This is a genomic window from Proteus appendicitidis, assembly GCF_030271835.1.
Classification (GTDB): Bacteria; Pseudomonadota; Gammaproteobacteria; order Enterobacterales; family Enterobacteriaceae; genus Proteus; species Proteus appendicitidis.
The window spans coordinates 1,487,292-1,508,966 of sequence record NZ_CP127389.1; the positions used below are offsets into that span (position 1 = coordinate 1,487,292).

Annotated in this window: 17 protein-coding genes; 16 read left to right on the forward strand and 1 reads right to left on the reverse strand. The window is 35.0% G+C overall.

Translation table 11 applies throughout. The annotated features are described in order from the left end of the window. The first annotated feature begins 92 nt into the window (after window positions 1–92). From QQS39_RS06815 to QQS39_RS06880, 14 genes are all read left to right on the forward strand, one after another. Window positions 93–1,580 carry an amino acid permease gene (locus tag QQS39_RS06815; RefSeq protein ID WP_100157914.1) on the forward strand — a complete coding sequence of 496 codons (1,488 nt, stop codon included), beginning with the start codon at window positions 93–95 and terminating at the stop codon, window positions 1,578–1,580. Between the two features lie 486 nt (window positions 1,581–2,066). After that, complete coding sequence (locus tag QQS39_RS06820; protein WP_285805609.1) at window positions 2,067–3,155, forward strand: FecCD family ABC transporter permease; 1,089 nt, start codon at window positions 2,067–2,069, stop codon at window positions 3,153–3,155. After that, a complete protein-coding gene (locus QQS39_RS06825) occupies window positions 3,155–3,937 on the forward strand; it encodes an ABC transporter ATP-binding protein (protein ID WP_098943438.1) in 783 nt (260 codons plus the stop codon). Before QQS39_RS06820 ends, QQS39_RS06825 begins: the two co-directional genes overlap by 1 nt. Before the next feature lie 171 nt (window positions 3,938–4,108). Beyond that, entirely contained in the window at window positions 4,109–6,088 is a 1,980-nt protein-coding gene (locus QQS39_RS06830) for a ligand-gated channel protein (RefSeq protein ID WP_285805610.1), read from the forward strand. 768 nt (window positions 6,089–6,856) lie between these two features. Then, a complete protein-coding gene (locus QQS39_RS06835; protein WP_074454084.1) occupies window positions 6,857–7,066 on the forward strand; it encodes a hypothetical protein in 210 nt (69 codons plus the stop codon). Beyond that, window positions 7,056–8,435, forward strand: coding sequence for an APC family permease (locus QQS39_RS06840; protein ID WP_151434779.1), 1,380 nt, complete (start codon window positions 7,056–7,058; stop codon window positions 8,433–8,435). The genes QQS39_RS06835 and QQS39_RS06840 overlap by 11 nt, the downstream gene beginning before the upstream one ends. 578 nt (window positions 8,436–9,013) lie before the next feature. After that, window positions 9,014–9,565: a fimbrial protein gene (locus QQS39_RS06845; protein ID WP_151434780.1), complete on the forward strand. Its 552-nt coding sequence runs from the start codon at window positions 9,014–9,016 to the stop codon at window positions 9,563–9,565. A gap of 58 nt (window positions 9,566–9,623) precedes the next feature. Continuing rightward, window positions 9,624–10,322 carry a fimbrial biogenesis chaperone gene (locus tag QQS39_RS06850; RefSeq protein ID WP_285805611.1) on the forward strand — a complete coding sequence of 233 codons (699 nt, stop codon included), beginning with the start codon at window positions 9,624–9,626 and terminating at the stop codon, window positions 10,320–10,322. Next, window positions 10,300–10,854, forward strand: coding sequence for a fimbrial protein (locus QQS39_RS06855; RefSeq protein WP_151434782.1), 555 nt, complete (start codon window positions 10,300–10,302; stop codon window positions 10,852–10,854). Before QQS39_RS06850 ends, QQS39_RS06855 begins: the two co-directional genes overlap by 23 nt. A 46-nt stretch (window positions 10,855–10,900) precedes the next feature. Beyond that, a complete protein-coding gene (locus tag QQS39_RS06860) occupies window positions 10,901–11,407 on the forward strand; it encodes a fimbrial protein (protein WP_285805612.1) in 507 nt (168 codons plus the stop codon). Window positions 11,408–11,415: 8 nt separating this feature from the next. Further along, window positions 11,416–12,108, forward strand: coding sequence for a fimbrial biogenesis chaperone (locus QQS39_RS06865; protein WP_196736474.1), 693 nt, complete (start codon window positions 11,416–11,418; stop codon window positions 12,106–12,108). Window positions 12,109–12,112: 4 nt separating this feature from the next. Then, window positions 12,113–12,859: a fimbrial biogenesis chaperone gene (locus tag QQS39_RS06870; RefSeq protein ID WP_285805613.1), complete on the forward strand. Its 747-nt coding sequence runs from the start codon at window positions 12,113–12,115 to the stop codon at window positions 12,857–12,859. A gap of 43 nt (window positions 12,860–12,902) precedes the next feature. Then, on the forward strand, window positions 12,903–15,488 hold the full coding sequence (locus tag QQS39_RS06875; protein WP_265576268.1) for a fimbria/pilus outer membrane usher protein: 2,586 nt from the start codon (window positions 12,903–12,905) through the stop codon (window positions 15,486–15,488). 35 nt (window positions 15,489–15,523) lie between these two features. Continuing rightward, window positions 15,524–16,690, forward strand: coding sequence for a hypothetical protein (locus tag QQS39_RS06880; protein ID WP_151434786.1), 1,167 nt, complete (start codon window positions 15,524–15,526; stop codon window positions 16,688–16,690). 270 nt (window positions 16,691–16,960) lie between these two features. Here the strand turns inward: QQS39_RS06880 and QQS39_RS06885 are convergent, their stop codons facing one another. Continuing rightward, window positions 16,961–18,610 carry an alpha-keto acid decarboxylase family protein gene (locus QQS39_RS06885; RefSeq protein WP_285805614.1) on the reverse strand — a complete coding sequence of 550 codons (1,650 nt, stop codon included), beginning with the start codon at window positions 18,608–18,610 and terminating at the stop codon, window positions 16,961–16,963. A 148-nt stretch (window positions 18,611–18,758) separates the two neighbouring features. Between QQS39_RS06885 and QQS39_RS06890 the strand changes: the two genes are divergently transcribed. Continuing rightward, entirely contained in the window at window positions 18,759–19,646 is an 888-nt protein-coding gene (locus tag QQS39_RS06890) for a LysR family transcriptional regulator (RefSeq protein WP_151434788.1), read from the forward strand. A gap of 233 nt (window positions 19,647–19,879) precedes the next feature. Then, the gene (gene dld / locus QQS39_RS06895) at window positions 19,880–21,640 is read left to right on the forward strand and encodes a D-lactate dehydrogenase (RefSeq protein WP_196736469.1); all 1,761 of its coding nucleotides are present in this window, start codon (window positions 19,880–19,882) and stop codon (window positions 21,638–21,640) included. Window positions 21,641–21,675: the final 35 nt, after the last annotated feature.

Below are 21,675 nucleotides of genomic sequence, written 5' to 3' on the forward strand. Positions count from 1 at the left end.
GAAGGTATCTTATAATCCCAGATCCTTGCTATTCACGAACGACAGATTTGTTACAATCCTCGTTAGAAAAGTGAATATAAAAGTGGAATGTTATGTCAGAACAACAAAATAGTACTGCAGGTTCGGGCGCAGTACGCACTTTGCGCCGAGAGTTAAAAGCGCGACATTTAGCGATGATCGCTATTGGTGGTTCAATTGGTACAGGGCTTTTTGTCGCATCTGGTGCAACTGTTGCTCAAGCAGGGCCGGGTGGGGCATTACTCTCTTATGCTTTAATTGGATTAATGGTCTATTTTCTAATGACGAGCCTTGGAGAATTAGCCGCATTTATGCCTGTTTCCGGCTCTTTTTCAACATACGGCTCTAAGTATGTCGAAGAAGGCTTTGGTTTCGCATTAGGTTGGAACTATTGGTATAACTGGGCGGTTACAATTGCTGTTGACCTTGTTGCTGCACAATTGGTGATGCTCTATTGGTTCCCTGATGTTGATGGTTGGATCTGGAGCGCTCTATTCCTTGGCGTTATTTTCTTACTCAACTATATCTCGGTAAAAGGATTTGGTGAGGCAGAATATTGGTTCTCTTTAATCAAAGTTTCCACAGTAATTATCTTTATTATTGTGGGTATTGCGATGATCACTGGCATTATGAAAGGTGCCGAAAACGCAGGTTGGCATAATTGGGAAATTGGTGATGCACCTTTTGCGGGTGGATTTGCTGCCATGATTGGTGTTGCCATGATTGTTGGTTTCTCATTCCAAGGTACAGAATTAATTGGTATTGCAGCGGGTGAATCTAAAGATCCTGCTAAAAATATTCCTAAAGCTGTGCGTAAAGTCTTCTGGCGTATCTTATTATTTTATATCTTTGCAATTTTAATCATTAGCTTAATTATCCCGTACACTGATCCTAGCTTACTGCGTAATGATGTGGGTGATATTAGCGTTAGTCCATTCACGCTAGTCTTTAAAAATGCGGGATTATTATCTGCGGCTGCCATTATGAATGCGGTTATCTTAACGGCGGTACTTTCTGCGGGTAACTCAGGCATGTATGCATCAACGCGTATGCTGTTTACATTAGCAAGAGAAGGCAAAGCACCAAAATGCTTTGGTAAGTTGTCTAAAAATGGTGTGCCACGTAATGCGCTTTATGCGACAACAGTTGTTGCTGGTCTATGCTTTTTAAGCTCCATGTACGGAAATCAAACGGTTTACTTGTGGTTATTAAATACCTCGGGAATGACGGGTTTTATTGCATGGTTAGGTATTGCGATTAGTCACTACCGTTTCCGTAAAGGTTATGTTGCACAAGGTCGTGATTTAAATGACTTACCTTATCGCTCTGGCTTCTTCCCAATTGGTCCTATTTTCGCCTTTATATTGTGTTTAATTATTACATTAGGTCAAAATTACCAAGCGTTCTTAGAAGATACGATTGATTGGTATGGTGCAATTGCAACCTATATTGGTATCCCATTATTTTTATTAATTTGGTTTACTTACAAGATTGTGAAGAAAACCCGCTTTATTCGTTATAATGAAATGGAATTTCCAACGCACATTGCGAATAAAAAATAACCTATAAATCAAGTTATTAAAACGTCCGTTTTGTGATCTCGATCACTATAAAACGGACGTTTTTTATTTTTTTGACCAGCCAATTATAAAAAAGATACAAAAATCCTAATTATATTAGTGATCGCATTGATAATAATTATTATTTGCTTTATTGTTAGCGCATAATTTATTTGCTGAAAAATAAAATAATGGTGCTGTTGATTGTAAATAATATGCTTAATGTAATGAGTCTGATAATAATTAGCCCTTCTAGCGCTCAATACAGCCAACCAACAGCTTATCGCCATATAATAAGTTACACAGCGAATATATTTCACCGTATAATAATTTTGCGACTCACTTCTTTGTTGAATGAATTGTCTCAAATTAATAATTGGCTTTTTGTACATAAGAAACAATTGATGAGTTGTACGGTATGTTTTTGCCAATGTAAAACACAGGTAAGAGCAGAAGAACGTAAAAAAAAGACTAGGTACAACAGTTGATATGAGCATTATGTCAGAGAGACTCGCCACACAAGAGCATGAAAAAAATGCATCAGATAATGTGAAAGCCCATTATCGGAAAATGATGAATAAACGCATGCTATGGCTGGGAGTTATCGTTTTAATTATTTGTGCTTCAGTGGTGTTAGATTTCACTATGGGGCCTTCTGGTTTATCACTTGAAAAATTATTAACCACCCTGTTTCAACCGGAGCTTGTTGATGCAGGCTCTCGAGTGATTGTTTGGGATATTCGCTTACCTTATGCCTTAATGGCGGTTGTGGTAGGGATGTCGCTAGGATTAGCGGGTGCAGAAATGCAAACTATTCTAAATAACCCGTTAGCAAGCCCTTTCACACTTGGTTTATCAAATGCTGCTTCATTTGGTGCTGCATTAGCGATTGTTTTAGGGATTGGTATTCCGGGTATTCCTGACCAATGGTTTATTTCGGCGAATGCGTTTCTCTTTGCATTATTATCAGCTTTATTATTAGACGGAATTACTCGCTGGACTCGTGTTCCTACATCTGGAGTGGTGCTTTTTGGTATTGCCATGGTGTTTACGTTCAACGCACTAGTCTCAATGATGCAATTTATTGCAACAGAAGACACTCTCCAAGGTCTAGTTTTCTGGACTATGGGAAGTTTAGCGCGTGCAACATGGGTAAAACTCGGTGTGATGACGGGGGCTTTTGCTGTCATTATGGTGATTTCATGGATGAGTTCATGGAAATTAACTGCATTGCGATTAGGCGAAGACCGAGCGATCAGCTTTGGTATTGATGTAAAGCGTTTAAGATTAGGCTCCTTACTGCGCATCAGTATTTTAACCGCACTCGCAGTCGCTTTTGTGGGGCCAATTGCCTTTATTGGTTTAGTTGCTCCTCATATTGCTCGTATGATGTTTGGTGAAGATCATCGATTCTATCTGCCAGCAAGCGCATTAATTGGAGCTTTAGTTTTATCATTGGCATCTATTGCTTCTAAAAATTTAATACCGGGTGTCATTATTCCAGTGGGTATTGTGACATCGCTGGTGGGCGTGCCATTTTTCCTCAGTATGATTTTACGTCATAGGGGGAATATCTAATGATGGAAGGATTAAAGATCCAAGATTTTAGCGCTGGTTATGCTAAACATCTTATCATTAAGGCACTTGATGTGGAGCCATTACCTAAAGGAAAAGTCACCGTATTATTGGGACCAAATGGTAGCGGAAAATCAACATTATTAAGAGCGTTAGCTGGATTAAATAAGTCATCAGGTGTTGTCAGTTTAGATGGCAACGATTTGGCTTCGATGAATTTTGCACAACGCGCTCAAAATGTAGTCTATTTGCCACAAACATTACCTGCTGGTGTTCATTTACATGTTTTAGAATCCATTATTGTGGCGCAACGTGCTTCAGGTGGATTACATAATGAACATAGTGAAGCCCAGGTCATGCATTTATTACGGCAATTAGGTATTGAGCATTTAGCATTACGCTATTTAGATGAATTATCTGGTGGTCAAAAACAATTAGTAGGGCTTGCTCAATCATTAATTAGACAGCCTTCTTTATTATTATTGGATGAGCCATTAAGCGCACTAGATCTTAATTACCAATATCATGTAATGGATTTAGTGGCTAAAGAAACACACCGTAGAAATATTATTACTGTCGTCGTTGTCCACGATATTAATATCGCCTTACGACATGGTGAGCATGTATTAATGTTGAAACAAGGACAGTTAATTGCGCAAGGCGCGCCAGATAAGGTTATCACGGCACAAAGCCTTGCCGATGTTTATGGTGTTCAAGGTCGATTGGAATATTGTTCACAAGGAATACCTCAAATTATTATTGATGGTTTAGTGGATAAAATATAGAGCAGTAAAAGAGAAAAGAAATAAATATAGGGATGCAGTAAATAGGGATATAAAAATAATATTAAAATAACTAAGGGTAATTAAATTTATTTATTACCCTAATTTCTGAGCAATTGTCGATCTGTCCATCTATATAAAACTTAAAGAATATATATTCTTGGAGAATCGGGAATGGTAGTGTTAAATAAAAATAAAATTGCGCTTGGCGTTGTTGCGGCTATTGCATCAAGTTTTGTTATGACTGCATCAGCAGAAAATGTAGAAAAACTGCTTGTAACAACCGCTTCAGGGTTTAAACAAACCGTTGAAGATGCACCTGCATCGGTTTCTGTTGTCACTCGTGAACAGCTAGAAACCAAATCTTACCGTGATGTGACTGACGCATTAAAAGATGTTCCCGGCGTTTTAGTAACAGGCGGTGGAAGTAGTTCTGATATCAGTATTCGTGGTATGGATGCAAAATATACCATGATTTTAGTTGATGGTAAGCGAGTTGCCTCGCGTGAAACGCGTCCTAATAGTGATAACTCAGGTATTGAACAAGGCTGGTTACCGCCTTTACCTGCCATTGAACGTATTGAAGTTGTACGTGGCCCAATGTCTTCTTTATATGGTTCAGATGCAATGGGTGGGGTTATCAATATTATTACTCGTAAAGCGCAAAAAGAGTGGAACGTAAGTTTACGTGCTGATAGCACGCTGACAGAGCGTCAAAACTCAGGAAATACTGAACAAGGCAGTTTTTATGCAGCCGGTCCATTGATTGATAACCTGCTGGGATTAAAAGTCCAAGGTCAATATTCGCACCGTAGCGAAGATAAATTTGCGAATGGTTATAATCGTCAAATTACTGCAAGCGGTGGTGGTACATTAAGCTGGACACCAGATGATAAAAATACGGTTGAATTTGAATTTAAAAAAGACAGCCAGCACCGAGATTCTCGTTGGGAATATTCAGCCTCTGATCGCTCTCGTAAATCTAAGAGCAGTGATTTCAGTAAATATGAGCTAAAACAATATGCCCTGACTCATGATGGTGTGTATGACTTTGGTACGATGAATACTTATATTCAGCGTGATGAAAACAATAACCCAAGTCGTAAAATGGAATACAACGATACAACAGTACGTAATCAAACAGTATTTATGTTAGATGCGCATACTTTAAGTGTTGGTGCTCAGTATCGTTTTGAAGAATTAAAAGATAGCAATAACCATTTAGACAAAGGTAGTAAATTAGATCGTTATAGCTGGGCGCTGTTTGCTGAAGACGAATGGGCGCTAGCAAATGATTTCGCTTTAACCGGTGGTTTACGTATGGATAAAGACGAAAACTACGGTACTCACTGGACACCTCGTGTTTATGGTGTTTGGCATATGGCTGATGAATGGACGTTAAAAGGTGGTGTATCTACTGGTTATCGTTCACCTGATTTACGCCAAGCAACGAAAACTTGGGGACAAGCAACAGGGGGTTCAGGTGGTAATGCCGTCATTTATGGTAACCCAGATCTGAAACCTGAAAAATCAGTAACAGAAGAGATTGGTATTATTTGGGATAACCGTGATAACTTAACGGCAAGTGTTACAATTTATAATACTGATTTTAAAGATAAAATTACTGAGCGTCGCATTTGTGATGATAAAGGCGTGTTACCTGCATGTACTAAAGAACAAGGATATGGTCACCTATATGACTTTATCAGTACGCGTGAAAACGTAGATAAAGCCAATATGCGTGGTATTGAGGTAACTGGTAACTGGACAATTTCACCTGCGTGGAACTTAGCAGCTAACTACACCTTTACTGATTCAGAGCAGAAGAGCGGTGCATTTAGTGGTAAACCACTGAATAAACAGCCTCGCCATATGGCAAATGCGACCTTAAACTGGGAAACTACGCCAGAAATGGAAACTTGGGCGCGTATTAACTTCCGTGGTAAAACATCGGATTACTTATCACGCACAAGTATGGCAACCGGTACACCTTCTTATGCATTTGTTGACATTGGTACAAGTTACAGCTTAACCAAACAACTTAATGTGATTGGTGGTGTTTATAACGTGTTCGATCGTCGCATTAATTATGAAAACTTTAATACCACATTAGAAGGTCGTCGTTACAACATTGGTTTGAACTATAACTTCTAATTTTTTACCCTCAGTTTGTGTCATTAAGACTCCACTTGTGGAGTCTTTTTTTATCTCTAATTTTCTTTCATTTGCTCAGAATTAATACTGGAAAGTTTAAATGTTGAGGTCTATATTTAGCTCAATAATTCATCTTATTCATCGTGTTATTTGGACTATTAGATTGTGATTTCTACTTATTACCAGCCATTTTTTTCTTAACTTATTCTCTTACTTTTTATTTATATAAAACAGGTTGCTAAAAAATAGGCACTTTTTATTAAAAGTCTATTTTGGGGCGATAAAAGAAGCATGAGTTAACAAAATCTTAGCATTAATCTTATTAATGTATTTTAAATGCTTTATTTTGATGATTTGGCAATGATATTAATTTTAATCTAAAGTTTAATTCTTATTTATCAATACATTGTGTTTTATTTTCTTACGGTAGAGTAATGGCTTTTGAAATATTTAAAACTTAAAAGTTGTGATAAAAGCACAATTATTGTTAATAAAATGTGGCGTTATATGTTGACTTAGTTTGCGAATTGAAAAGATCGTAAAAAAAGGGGGCTTTTTGATGAAAATGTATTGCTATTTAAGTCTGAGACGTGCAAAATGCGCCCACTAAAAATATGACTGATGCGTTTAAAGTGCATCGGTTTTTTTTTGCATTTTTACTTATTACTACACCAAGAGGTCAGATTCATTTGAGTCTGAATAGATAACATAATTTGATTAGCAGCCAGCCCCTTAGAGAAAGGGTTGTCATGATAGAGGAATGCTAATATGGTACAATTATTCTCTTTCGCAGTCGGGCCTAGCGGCACTGCGGGCAATGATGACTACGGAGCACGGCGTCTCCTAAACACATACACATCCTTAAAAACTTCATTCTATTCTGTTTATAGGCAGATGCGAAGTCTTCCCAGTAACTGTCGGTTGAGTTTATCTAATACTCAAACCGAAGTTATGGGAGGGTTCGCTAATGTCAGATAACGTCATCTCCTCTATCGGCACTAACCAAACTGGTGCTAACAATCGAGTTCAATTACGTAAAACCTTGACTCTAATGCAGGTAGTCATGATGGGGCTTGCTTTTTTACAGCCTATGACTATTTTCGATACATTTGGTATCGTTTCTGGCATTACGAATGGTCACGTAGCAACCTCGTATGCGATTGCGTTGATTGCAATTTTATTTACAGCGGTCAGCTATGGAAAATTAGTTAAGCGTTTTCCTTCAGCAGGCTCTGCGTATACTTATGCTCAAAAATCCATGAGCCCTTATGTTGGCTTTATGGTGGGTTGGTCATCTTTACTTGACTATTTATTTATGCCAATGATCAATATCTTATTGGCGAAAATCTATTTACAAGCAATATTCCCAGGCGTTGAACCGTGGATCTTTGTATTTGCTTTAGTGGCTTTAATGACGTTCTTTAACCTGCGTGGTATTAACGTTGTTGCGAACTTAAATACAGCGATCGTTATTGTTCAGGTAGCAGTCATGGTTGTCTTCGTTGGGCTGCTTATCCACGGTGTTTATAACGGAGAAGGTGCAGGGGAGTTATGGACCTTTAGACCGTTTGCGTCTGTTGATGCGCAAGTCATACCAATGATAACCGGGGCAACAATACTCTGTTTCTCATTCTTAGGTTTCGACGGTATTAGTACATTATCAGAAGAGACACCAAATGCAGGTAAAGTTATCCCTAAAGCGATTTTCTTAACAGCGCTGATTGGTGGGATCATCTTTATTGCGGTTTCTTACTTTTTACAACTGTATTTCCCAGATATTTCACGATTTAAAAATCCAGAAGAGTCACAACCTGAAATAATGCTGTATGTTGCGGGTGCTTTATTCCAGTCCATTATTTTAGTGTTCTCTTGTGTGACTGTATTAGCATCAGGTATGGCGGCTCACGCAGGTGTTGCACGTTTACTTTATGTTATGGGACGTGATGGTGTATTCCCTGAGAAGACATTTGGCTATGTACATCCAAAATGGCGTACGCCTGCATTTAACGTGCTATTAGTTGGCTTCTTAGCATTAGGTGCGGTGTTCTTTGATTTAGTGACTGCAACGGCATTAATTAACTTTGGTGCGTTAGTTGCGTTTACTTTCGTGAATCTGTCTGTTATTTCACAGTTCTATATTCGTGAGCGCCGTAATAAAGGATTAATGGATCACATTAATTACCTGATATTACCTATTATTGGTGCTGCAACAATGGGTGTCTTGTGGGTAAACCTTGAACCAGGTTCTATGGAGTTAGGTCTTGTTTGGGGCGCAATTGGTATACTTTATATGGTATGGATCACTCGTCGGTTCCGTAGACCAATGCCACAAATGCCAGAAAAGTAATATTCGAAGAATTGTTATAATGATAAATAAAATGGTCTCAGTAATGAGACCATTTTTTTTGTATTGAATAAACAGCGCTAGAATCGATCAGTATAATAAATAACCAATTGATTTATTTATATACAATAAAATTAAGTATATTTACCCATTCAAATAAAAAAATTAAAAATAATTTTATGTGGAATATAGGTTTGCTCTTAAGTATTTATCATTAGGTGTATTTACTTATTTAAATTAAATTAAATGTTTTTTTATATTAGTTTTAACATGTCTATATATATGAAAAACAAAATTTATATATTCAAAAATATATTTTTTTATTTTTTAAGTATTATATTGATGCTCGATTAAAGATTAGTTAAATATTCTAAAAATAAAGAAAGAACTTTATAAAAAAAGTTTTTTAAATAATTATCATTATGTAATTTAAACTCGCTTTACGAGTAAAATTTAATTGTTGTGCTACTCTTTAAAAAGAATTAGAAAATATATTTTCTTAATTTACATCTAATTAAGATGATTAAGGGAATAATACTAATTCCAATAGGCGATTTATTTAAAAAACGAAAGGTAACAATATGTCTTTAATTAAGAAAGTTGCTCCGTTTATCGTGTTGTCTGGATTTATGGTTGCAGGTAATGCTTTTGCTGCAACACAGGGCACAACGGTGTCATTCGAAGCATTAATTCGTGCCGCAAGTTGTGATGTTTCTTCAACAACAGAAGGTTCTAAAATTGATTGGGGAACCTTCACAAGTGATGAAGTTTCTGGCAAAAACGTCGGCGATCAATTAGGAGATAATAAGACGTTTAATTTAGAGCTTTCTAATTGTACAGCAGCATTAGCAACTGGTGAAACAATCAATCTTTATGCTCGTGGTAATAAATCAAACTTTGATTCTGAAATGTTTGCTAACGCAACAGCGGCTTCTTTAGCTGTAAAATTGTTAGCAACAGCAAGTAATACTTTAGTTAAACCAAATGTTGAAACAGGTCTGACATTAGGACAAGAGATCATTAAAGACGGTACAGGTCGTATTCCGATGACCGCTGGTCTGTATTTAACAAATGGTGCAGTAACAAGTGATGAATTAAAAGTACCAGTTACTTTTACTGTTGCTTATAACTAATATTGCTTAATTTTTAGAGGCTCTATTTAATAGAGCCTCTCATTAAAGAAGAAATATAATGATTAAAATTACAAATAGAATAAGAAAGTTTTTTGTTATTTTACTAATGATTATATCGCCACTCGCTTATTCTAAAGGCGTGGGTTTAAACGCTACACGTATTATTTATCCTGAAGGTGAGAGTAGTGTAGGTGTTATCGTTCGTAATGAAGAACCAAAAATAAATTATTTGGTACAAGCCTATATTTCCTCTGATGAAAACCCAATTGTATTTCAAGTCACTCCACCTCTTTTTAGAATTAATAGTTTATCAAGGCATGAAGTGAAAATTTATGCCATGAGTAATTCTTTACCAAAAGATAGAGAAAGTATTTTTTATTTTCATGCAAAGATGATCCCTGGACAAAACAACAATTCTGACACAGCGGGCTTAAGTGTGGGATTTGATAATGTCATAAAACTTTTCTACCGACCTAAAAATTTACCGATGACATCTGAGGATGCGCAAAAGAAATTAGGATTTAGTGTGGAAGGAAAACAATTAAAGGTAGTCAATAATTCCCCTTATTACATCAATTTTGCTGGGTTTTCTGTCAACAATATAAAGCTAGGTGTTAGTTTGGCCAATAACAATGCCATGATCGCGCCTTATAGTTCGATAAAATATGCCTTACCTACAGGTGTAACTAAAGGAAGTGTTCAATGGCGTACAATAGATGATTTAGGTGGATTTAATGAACATAAAGCCACATTTTAAACCAATTATATTGGGCGCATTATTAACTTGTATCTCTTTTTATGGATATAGCGCTGTTGATGACTCTGCGGTTGTCATAGTAAAAGGTTCAGTAACAAAAGGAACATGTGCTTTTACTTTATCAGACCAAACGGTGAAATTTTCTCAATCAACATTAATGCAAAATGTTGATGAAATAGGTGTAAAAAAGGAAAACAAAATACCTTTTTCAGTTAATTATCTTTGCCAAGATTATGTTGATGAAACACCTGATATGGAAGTTGTTATAAAAGCGGGATCAGGAACACAAATTGCAAATAACAAAATATCACCGGTGAATAATCCAACTAATGCGAGTTTCGCTCTATACGATTGTAAAAATGATCAATGTTCTTTAGTTAATTTTAATGCTGGAACAAGTTCTGTTTATATTACAACAGGAAATGGTAATAAAAATAAAGACTTTGAAGTCGAGCTTGTTAAGAAAGACAGTTCAGCGGTTAATCCTGGTACGCTAAAAGCAATATTAGCATTAACACTTATACAACCTTGAGAAAGTAAATATGAATATATTTCTATTGAAAAGGAATTTGTTAAGTTTGTTTATTACACTAGCACTATTTATTAGTTTTGATGCTCAGAGTATTGAATTTGACTTTAATGTGACCATTGATAAACAGACCTGCAAACTCTCAGTTTCAGGAACAAGTAGCAATGAAGTTGATTTTGGTAGTATTCAATCGAATAAAATTAAAAATAATCTTATAGAACCTATTCCGATAAAGGTATTACTGAGTGACTGTAAAACGAATGACTTTTTTGATACTTATGTGACAATGAAGGCAAAGAGTACTTTAAATACGGTTACATTTAATGATGATATCAATAAAAGTTTTGGTATCAGAGTATCAAGTAAAAATAATGTTGCTCAATCTAATAATAATACGGATTTTTTTAAATCTGAAGATACTGTTTGGAATAACATAAGTAAAGATCAATTAGAAAAAACACTTTATACCTATGTTAAATGCAAAGATCCCACAGTTTGTGATCCCGAATCTGGAGAGTTTTCGGCAACGTTAACTTTTTCGTATATCGTTGATTAAGATATTATATGAATAATTTTATTATAAAAATTTCTATTATTTTAATATTAGCTTTTAGTTATTTTAATGCTAACGCTCAAGGGGTTAGTTTAGGAAAAACGCGCGTTATTTTTTCTGAAGGTAACTCAAGTGAAAGTGTATATATTTCTAATGATGATAATCAACCTTATTTAATACAAGCTGGGGTTACTGAAAAAATTGATGGAAATTTGTCATCTAATTTTATAGTGACTCCCCCTGTATTTCGTTTAGAAAACAAGAGTGTTTCATCTTTACGTATTTTATTAAAAGAGACTCAAAATTTACCCAATGACAAAGAGTCACTCTTTTATTTGAATACAAAAATTATACCTTCTACTAAACGACCTAATGAAAGTGAATCACAGGAATCAAAATTAGTATTAATAACTAATTTTGTGATTAAAGTAATTTATCGACCTGAAAATATAGCAAGACCTTCAGAACAAGATTATAAAAAGATCTTTATTAAAGAACAAGAAGGAAAGTGGTTTTTAGATAACCCAACTCCATATTATATGACATTAACATCAATTAAAGTTAATAACGAAAAATATAACAAAACCTTATTGTTATCACCTTATAGCAAAACTGAATTGGTAGAAGTATCAATAAAAGAAGCTAGTTGGCATATAATTAACGACTATGGTGAATTATCAAAAGAATTCAAATATAAGGACTAATGAAATGAACGTTTTGAATAGTCGTATTTTTTTTATTACTACTTTGATATTAGGTTTTTTTTATTGCCAATTAGCATGGTCTGCTAATAATGCATTTGAATTTTCATTGCAAAGAATGACGTATAATGAAGGTAGTAAAAGCATCTCTATTGGTTTAAGAAATAATGAAAAAAAAGCATATCTCGTTCAGGCTAGTATGAGATGGTTAGATGAATCTACGGGGTTACAATTAATTGATAAAAAAGAGAATCCTCCTTTTATTTTAACTCCGCTTTTACAAAAAATAGAACCTGAAGAGTACTATGAGTGGGTGATTAAGTTTACTGGTTCAGAAAGTACAATACCAACAGATAGAGAGAGTGTTTATATTTCTCAATTTCGATTAATACCATCAACATCTGAAGAAACACCAAATGTACAGATGAACTTTATTAGGGCATTAAACTTTAAAGTATATTATCGACCAAAGTCTCTTGAAGGCATAGAAATAAAAGATGCAGAAAAAAAATTATCATTTTCAATTGATGGTAATAAAATAATTGCTAAAAATGATTCACCTATTTATCTAGCTTTTAACACAATAAAGATAAATGGAAAAGAGATCGAACTACAAGAGTTATCGAAAAACGTACCTCCATTTGGCACACAAGAATACTTATTTTCGAATGAAAAGAAGATTACATCTATTCATTGGCAAGTATTAGATGAGTTTATGTTCCCATTAGATGAAAAAATAAAAACAGTAAATTAATAAAAATATATTTTTTATAAGGCTAAATATTAAGAGTGTAAAAATGAATAAATCAATGGCAATTTTTAGATACAGTTTTTTTACATCACTTATTTTGTTCTCATTTAATTCTTTTGCAGAAGATTATTTTGATCCCGCATTACTTGATGGACAATTAGGTGTATCTGCAAATGAAATTGATTTAAGCCAATTTTCACAAAAAGATGCATTACCTGAAGGTAGAATATCTTTGTTAGTTTATGTCAATAATAATAACAATGGTGAGTTTATCATTAATTTGGTAAAAGGACCTAATAATAAAGTGGTGCCTGAAATAACCCGAGGCTTATTAGATAAATTAGGTGTTAATACTGAAGTAATACCTAAGTTAAATATGTTAAAAAGTGATCAGGTGATTTATGATATTAATGAATATATTCCTGATGCATTAATAAAAGTAAATTTATCAGAATTAAAACTAATCACTAGTTTTCCTCAAATTGTTATGTCTAATGATGCCGTCGGCTATATTGATCCCGCCTCTTTTGATAGTGGTGTTACTGCTATGTTTATCAATTATATGTTTAGTGGAGGTCATTCTTCTAACGATAGTAATGTTGATAAAATTAATAATAATGGAAAACAAAAAAATGATAATTTCTTTGCTCAATTAAGAGCAGGGTTTAATCTTTATGATTGGCGTTTACGTTCGACAATGACACAGACGTATACCCGAAATTCAAATAATGCAGAGACTCAAAGTAATAACAGTAATAAATTTTCTAATACATATCTTTCTCGTAATCTTTATTCTTTGCGGTCGGAATTTATTATTGGTGAAACGACAACCGGAAATGATGTCTTTGATAGTATTCCAATGAAAGGTATGCGTTTAGTTTCTAACGAACAAATGTTGCCAGCGAGTCAACAAGGTTTTGCTCCAGATGTGAGTGGAATTGCTCAATCAAATGCCCAAATTACTATCCGGCAAAATGGGAATGTTATTTATCAAACTTATGTTGCACCCGGTGCATTTAAAATAACCGATCTTTACGCGAGTGGCTCAGGAGGGAACTTGGATGTCACAGTGAAAGAAGAAGATGGTTCAGAAAGGACATTTACAGTTGCTTTTTCATCATTACCCGTAATGTTAAGACCGGGTGGTTGGAAATATGAAATTAGTACTGGGCGATTTGATGGTGGCACAACGGTTGGCTCTAAAAAGGCAGATTTTTTGCTTGCCAGTGGTATTTATGGTTTACCTCATGATGTCACTCTTTATGGCGGGGTATTAGGTGCGAAAGATTATTACGCTATTTCCTCTGGGATAGGAATTTCATTAGGTAATTGGGGTGCTCTGTCTACAGATATCACACATGCTCATGCTGACTTTAATACAATAGGTTCTCAAAATGGGCAATCTTATCGATTCCGTTATTCTAAGAATATGACCACTACGGGAACCTCTGTTGACTTAACGGCATTACGTTTTTCAACTAAAGATTATTACGATTTTAATCAATTTAATACTGAAGATTATCGGTTAAAAGAGGGCACTTCACCATGGTTAGGTGAACGAGAAAAAAGTCGTTTTACAACGTCAGTATCACAATCATTAGGTCAGTACGGTAGTATTTATTTATCTGGTAGCCGTTATAATTATTGGGAGCAAAATAAGAACGTTACTCAACTTACGACAGGCTATAATAGCAATATTCGTGGTATTAACTTTGGCATAAATTACAGTATTGATAGAATAAAATCAGATGATAGCTGGCCTGAAAATAGACAAATTAGTTTTAATGTGAGCGTTCCATTTAGTGTGTTTAGTAATTCGCCGGCACTCAGCAATTTTAATAGCACTTACATGATAAACCATGATAATAATGGAAGAACTAACCAGCAAGTTGGATTATCTGGTAGTGCATTTGATAACTCCTTATCTTATGGTATTTCTCAATCTTGGGCTAACCAAGGCCAATCTAATAATGGTTCAGCATATGCTAATTATTCAGGTAACTACGGTACATCCTCTCTAAATTATAATTATTCAAGTGACTATTATAATGTTAATGGCAGCATGAATGGTGGTTTGCTTTTACATTCAGGTGGTTTATTACTGGGTAGAAGCATGGGCAATAGTATGGCTATTGTTGAAGCACCTGGAGCAACAGGAACAGAGTTAAGTTCAGGAAATGGTGCGATTAATAGACAGGGATATGCGTTATCACCATATCTTACAGAATATCGCCAAAATACAATTGCATTAAATGTAAATACATTGCCTGACAATACGACTCTACAATCAACATCTCAAAATGTAGTTCCGACAAAAGGCGCTATTGTTAAGGTTGCCTTTAAAACAAAAATTGGCTTTCAAGCTATTTTAAATCTTTCTCAGAATAAAAGTGTTGTCCCATTTGGTGCTATTGCTACGTTAATTGATGCTGATAATCCTAATGATTTGAATACAGGTATTGTTGGTGAAAATGGCCAGCTTTATATGAGTGGGCTTCCTGATAATGGCAAGCTGTTAGTGAAATGGGGTAATAAAAACCAACAGAGTTGCAGCGTTTCGTATAGTGGCTTAAGTGATATTGAAGTCAATAGCAGGCAACCAATAAGAATTTTATCTCTTTCTTGCCAATAAAAAATAATCTTTATTTTATAGGTGGATGCATAACTATGAAAATGCGTAATTTAATGATGGCATCACTGACTTCAGTATTAATGACTTCGTCATTTAATGTTTTAGCTGGAACAGACATGGGTGCTATGACATTAAACTTAACAGGGGTGATTGATATGAATATCAATCCCAGTCAAGTTCAATATATAAATGGTACTTTGTCGGGAACGAGTAGTTTTCAAGGAAAACCTATTTACGATAATCAGAGTAATCCTTCGTGGAATAGTGTATATGCGATTATTTCATTAAGTCAGTCACAATCGAGGTGTAATTCTACATTTGTTTCTAAAATACCTAATCAATCTAATAAATATGGTTTAAAGTTAACGCATTCTTCGAATTCTGGCACAGTCGTTTATGTGACTCCTCAATTTAATTATAATGTCAGCCTATCCAATTTTGGTTCTAGTTTTCAAAGTGTCTATACTGGGCAATTTTTTCAGCCAAATAGTGGTGTTGTTGATAAAGAAACGCCTGACGTTAATGTATGTTATGTACCATCTAATTATGCAACAACTACAGTTCCTGCTGGTGGTATTAAAAATATTAGAGTTACGGTTCCAAGTTCATTTCCTGTTTATATTGATGCTCAGTTAACTCCCGGAAAACTAACATATACGGGGACTCCTTTTTATGTAGGGAGTTTTGGCCGAATTGTTGAGGGAGATTTCTATGCAAAAGTTAACGTAAATGCCAATGTAACAGTGAAACGATCTTGTGCTGTTACTGGAGTATCTAATCAACAAATTAATGAAAACATGACATTTACGAATGAAGTCATTAAAGAATCTGTATTTACATTGTCCTGTGGTGGTACAGGTAACCCTGTAAATATGTCAGCGGTAATTAAAGAGGGAAGTTTAGATCCAAATAATGTAAATAAGTTAGTTTTAGCACCTATTAATGGTACTGTCTCTGACAAAAAACCTTGGGTTATAGGATTGCCTTATAAGCAAACTTCAACACCAAGTTTAAAATGTGCTAATGAAAATAATAATGATCTATTAAAGTTCAATAATACAGATCTCGAACTAACTGGAACCAATATGGGGAATAATCAACCTGATATATTTGGTATCAAATGGGCCATTTGTAAACCAGATGGTACAAAAGCGGGTGAATATCGCGGAAAAGTGGATGTAAATATATTTGTCCGAGGATAAAAGTAATAGATTAAAAAAGAAAAAAGCGGATCTTAGGGGCCGCTTTTTTTTTATAGAAGATATTTTTATTTCTATTGATTAGATTTGACAGTTCAGTTTGAAAAGTTGAGAGTTACCCGTTTAGTATAGGTGCCAAAGCCTTATGTAAAACACAAAAGGTAACTCTCATTCTCCATATTAATAATCCAATTATTAAACACTAAGTAGTGTCCATTTCTCCTAACTTAAGGCAGCCTAAGCTAGGTTTTGTTATTTAAATCATACGATAACTTAAAATGAATAAAGCGAATCTTTAGACTCTTTCAATTTTTGTGCTAATTCAGAAGCTTCATATCGTTCGGTTACTATTTCGATATAAGAGGCACTTTCTGTTGATCCCGCCACTTTAAGCGCTTTATTTAATTCATCTATCGTTGTGACTTTCTCACAATGCCAATCTGTTGCACCAAAAGCTTTAGGTAATTGATGATAATTCCATTGAGCAAGATCGTTATAATAAGCTTCAGGGTAATCACATAATAATCGCTCAATTAAATAACCATCATTATTTAACACAAGGATAATTGGTTTTAATCCGAAGCGAACAAATTGGCTAATCTCTTGTACCGTTAATTGATGGGAGCCTTCACCTGTAATTAAAATAACTCGTTTGTTAGGCGCTGCAAGGGTTGCACCAAATGATGCTGGTGTTGCCCAACCAATAGAACCCCATAATGTTTGGTTATGGAATTGAGCGCCTTCTGGTAATAGGGCAAAACCTAATCCCATTGATGATGTACCTGTCTCTGCAATAATAATATCATTAGGTTTAAAGAACTTTTCTAAATGAGGATAGAGATACTGAGCCGTAATTTTACCGTTATCAGATAACACAGCTTCGCCTAATCCTTTGGCTTTTATCTGATGATACGTTTTATTCGGTAATCGTTGAGTCAGAGCTGAGAGCACGTCTTCTATATAAATCGATGTGTAGATAACTGAATCAATCTCAACATACTCAGGCATGATGTTGATAAGTTGTTTTGGTTTAATATTGGCAGTAAAACTTCCTGTATTGAAGTCGGTCATCATTGCACCAATCCCTAATACGTACTCACTATTTTCTACAAATTCTCTGACTTCAGGTGTCATTAATTTGCCATCATACATGCCAATATATTGGGGATGAGATTCACTTAAAATACTTTTATCCATAAACATAGTGGCATAAGGTAAGCCAGTCTTATCAATAAAAGCTTGCACATTATCTGATAATCCTAAACGGGCGGATAAAATACCAGGTAATACGCAGATATTATTGCTGTGTGCAAGTTTTTCAATAATGAGTGATACCACTTTTTCTAATATTTCTTTATCACTTATTGGTCTTTTGGGGGCGGTAACAGGGGAATGTTCTATCACTTGCATAGTGGCATAATCAGAAGGTAGGCCGATATAAACAGGGCGACGTTCTTTTAATGCAGTCGCAATTAAACGTTCCATTTCTGTAATACAATTTTCAGGTGTTAATATTGCGTGAGCGCAAGCAAGACGTTGGCCTAATTGATAAAAAATATCAAAATAACCATTACCTAATGTGTGATGAACAAGGCGCTTACTTTTTTGTACACCACTTGCTGGCATACCAACTAAATGGAAAATAGGTAGGTTTTCTGCATAAGAGCCAGCAATAGCATTAATCGCACTTAACTCACCAACACCAAATGTTGTCGATAACGCTGCCATACCTTTAATTCGGGCATAACCATCAGCAGCGTAAGCTGCATTTAATTCATTGCAGTTGCCAATCCAACGCATATGTTTGCTATTACAAATAGTATCTTCTATGGGAAATGCATAATCACCCGCCACACCAAAAACATCACTTATTCCTAAGTCATATAAACGGCTTAACATATATTCAACGACAGTCTTACTCATATTATCTCCAAAAAATCCGAATAATAGTCTATAAAAGTATATGAATGCTTTTACATTATGCTTAATGTTTTATCGCGAATATTATTTGATATGAAATGGTTTATTATCATTAAGGGCATAACTAAATGTAATAAGGTAAATATTGCTAATGAATATTCGTACATTACGCTATTTTGTTGAGGTTGTTCAATTAAATGGCTTTAGCCGAGCCGCTGATGCGCTATTTATCACTCAACCTGCAATTAGTCGTAGTATTAAAAAATTAGAAGATGAATTGGGTATTATTTTATTAGTGAGAGAAACTGATGGCGTTAGATTAACGGATGATGGTGCAATACTGTTTGAACATGCAAAACAGATACTTGCACAATTTAATAATATGAATAAAGCATTACAGGACAAGTCTGGACCATTAACTGGAACATTAAATGTTGGATTACCTCCTGTAATAGCTTCGACGTATTTTGCTGATATTATTATGGCATTTAGCTCTCGCCATCCTCAGGTTGAACTAAAAATATTTGAATTGGGTACTAAACAAATGGCTGATGCTATGAGAGAAGGCAGAGTTGAAACTGCCGCAGTCGTATTGCCTTTTAATGAAGATATTTTTGAATTAACGCCTTTTTCAGAAGATCACTTAATGCTATTAATGTCGCCATCCCATCCTTTAGCTATAAAAAAGGAAATTCATTTTAAAGAGTTGATTAATGAGCCTTTTATCTTCTTTTCTGAAGATTTCCGTATTAATGATTTAATTTATAGTGCTTGTGGTATTTACAATACAGCGCCTATTATTGCGGGTCGTAGTAACCATTTAGATTTAATTATTGCAATGGTGAAAGCTGGTGTAGGGATAACACTGTTACCCAACAGTATGTGTAATAAAAATCCTATTGATGATTTGGTTGTTCTTCCTGTGGTGGAACCTACATTGTCATATCAAATAGCGCTAGCCAATAATAAAAACAGCTATAAAAGCCGAAGTTGCCAAGCATGGGAGCAGCTAGCAAGAGAAAAGCTAATAATAGAATAAAATATTAAAATAGTGCTTATTTATATTCTATTTAAGAAACAAATACCAAAATTCTCTTTAAATAATAAAAGTGATTAGAAATAAATAAAGATTATTTTTTTAAGAAGTGCGGATAGCAGTATAAAAGCAGTTATATAAATGATAAGTTTATATTTTGCACATAGTCTTATGAGTAATAATAAAAATGGGCAAATAAAAGATTAATCAGATAAGACAGGAATAGGATAGGGAAAATGAATGAGAGTAATAGTTCTGTAAATCAACATTTTATTCGCAAACTTGAAAGTATCGTTGGTAAAAAACAAGTATTAACCCAAGCACATAAAACAGAACGTTATCGCAAAGGTTTTCGTTCAGGGCAAGGTAAGGCGCTGGCCGTTGTCTTTCCCGCTAATCTATTAGAACAATGGCGAGTTTTTAAAACCTGTGTTGAAGCCGATAAAATTATTATTATGCAAGCGGCGAATACTGGATTAACAGAAGGCTCGACACCTAATGGTGATGATTATGATAGAGATATCGTGATTATTAGTACATTACGTCAAGATAAAATACAGGTTCTTTCAGAGCATAATCAAGTTATTGCTTTCCCCGGTAGTACGTTATGGCATTTAGAAAAAGTATTAAAGCCATTAGGTCGGGAGCCTCATTCTGTTATTGGATCATCTTGTATTGGTGCGTCGGTAATAGGCGGAATTTGTAATAATTCGGGCGGTGCTTTAGTTCGCCGTGGACCTGCTTATACCGAATTATCACTTTATGCTCGTGTTAATGAAAAAGGTGAAGCTGAATTAGTTAACCATTTAGGCATTGATTTAGGTGAAACACCCGAAGAAATATTAACTAATTTAGATAATCGTCATTATCATGAGACACAGATACAAACAACAGAAAAACTAGCCTCTGATCATGAATACCATGAGCGTATACGTGATGTTGATGCTAATACACCTTCTCGTTTTAACAATGATGAACGGCGTTTATATGAAGCAGCAGGAAGTGCCGGAAAATTATCTGTATTTGCTGTGAGGTTAGATACTTTCCCCGCAGATCATCGCACTCAAGTTTTTTATATTGGTACTAATAATCCGGACGAACTTGAAGATATTCGTCGTCATATTTTAAGTCATTTTAAAAAGCTGCCTGTTGCTGGGGAATATATGCATAGAAGCTATTACAAAATGGCGGAAGTGTATGGAAAAGATACATTTTTGGTGATTGATAAATTAGGCACAGATAAAATGCCAATACTATTTGCCGTAAAAGGGCGAGTAGATGCGGTATTAAATAAAGTGCCTCTTTTACCTAAAAATATGGTGGATAGAACCATGCAGTTTATGAGCAAGCTATGGCCTGCTCATTTACCTGAACGTATGACAGATTTTCGTGACAAATATGAGCATCATCTTATGTTAAGAATGGCGGATGATGGAATTGAAGAAGCCGCAACTTATTTAAAAGAATACTTTAAACTAGCATCAGGCGATTATTTTGAATGTACCGAAGAAGAGGGGAATAAAGCCTTTTTACATCGTTTTGCCGCCGCAGGTGCTGCAGTGCGTTATCATGCCGTTCATGTTAATGACGTAGAAGATGTGTTGCCATTAGATATTGCATTGCGTCGTAATGACAAAGATTGGTTTGAAAAACTACCTCCTGAAATAGAGAGTAAATTACTTTATAAACTCTATTGTGGGCATTTTATGTGTCACGTTATGCATCAAGATTATATTATTAAAAAAGGTGTTGATGCTAAAGCATTAAAAGCAGAAATGCTGGCGTTATTAGATCAACGTGGAGCAGAATATCCCGCAGAACATAACGTTGGTCATATGTATTATGCTAAACCTCAATTAAAAGCATTCTATAAACATAACGATCCAACCAATAGCATGAACCCAGGTATTGGTAAAACCTCAAAACTAAAATATTGGGGGGAAGAGTGTGGATGTGGGCGCGCTCATAATGATACTAATACAGAGAACAAAGAATAATTATTGTAGATTGTGTTTAGTAAATTAAAAAATAA

Excerpts from the sequence above, each read along its gene's own strand:
- QQS39_RS06815 (WP_100157914.1), top strand. The coding sequence starts at position 93 with ATGTCAGAACAACAAAATAGTACTGCAGGTTCGGGCGCAGTACGCACT.
- QQS39_RS06820 (WP_285805609.1), top strand. The coding sequence starts at position 2,067 with ATGAGCATTATGTCAGAGAGACTCGCCACACAAGAGCATGAAAAAAAT.
- QQS39_RS06825 (WP_098943438.1), top strand. The coding sequence starts at position 3,155 with ATGATGGAAGGATTAAAGATCCAAGATTTTAGCGCTGGTTATGCTAAA.
- QQS39_RS06830 (WP_285805610.1), top strand. The coding sequence starts at position 4,109 with ATGGTAGTGTTAAATAAAAATAAAATTGCGCTTGGCGTTGTTGCGGCT.
- QQS39_RS06835 (WP_074454084.1), top strand. The coding sequence starts at position 6,857 with ATGGTACAATTATTCTCTTTCGCAGTCGGGCCTAGCGGCACTGCGGGC.
- QQS39_RS06840 (WP_151434779.1), top strand. The coding sequence starts at position 7,056 with ATGTCAGATAACGTCATCTCCTCTATCGGCACTAACCAAACTGGTGCT.
- QQS39_RS06845 (WP_151434780.1), top strand. The coding sequence starts at position 9,014 with ATGTCTTTAATTAAGAAAGTTGCTCCGTTTATCGTGTTGTCTGGATTT.
- QQS39_RS06850 (WP_285805611.1), top strand. The coding sequence starts at position 9,624 with ATGATTAAAATTACAAATAGAATAAGAAAGTTTTTTGTTATTTTACTA.
- QQS39_RS06855 (WP_151434782.1), top strand. The coding sequence starts at position 10,300 with ATGAACATAAAGCCACATTTTAAACCAATTATATTGGGCGCATTATTA.
- QQS39_RS06865 (WP_196736474.1), top strand. The coding sequence starts at position 11,416 with ATGAATAATTTTATTATAAAAATTTCTATTATTTTAATATTAGCTTTT.
- QQS39_RS06870 (WP_285805613.1), top strand. The coding sequence starts at position 12,113 with ATGAACGTTTTGAATAGTCGTATTTTTTTTATTACTACTTTGATATTA.
- QQS39_RS06875 (WP_265576268.1), top strand. The coding sequence starts at position 12,903 with ATGAATAAATCAATGGCAATTTTTAGATACAGTTTTTTTACATCACTT.
- QQS39_RS06880 (WP_151434786.1), top strand. The coding sequence starts at position 15,524 with ATGAAAATGCGTAATTTAATGATGGCATCACTGACTTCAGTATTAATG.
- QQS39_RS06885 (WP_285805614.1), bottom strand. The coding sequence starts at position 18,610 with ATGAGTAAGACTGTCGTTGAATATATGTTAAGCCGTTTATATGACTTA.
- QQS39_RS06890 (WP_151434788.1), top strand. The coding sequence starts at position 18,759 with ATGAATATTCGTACATTACGCTATTTTGTTGAGGTTGTTCAATTAAAT.
- dld (WP_196736469.1), top strand. The coding sequence starts at position 19,880 with ATGAATGAGAGTAATAGTTCTGTAAATCAACATTTTATTCGCAAACTT.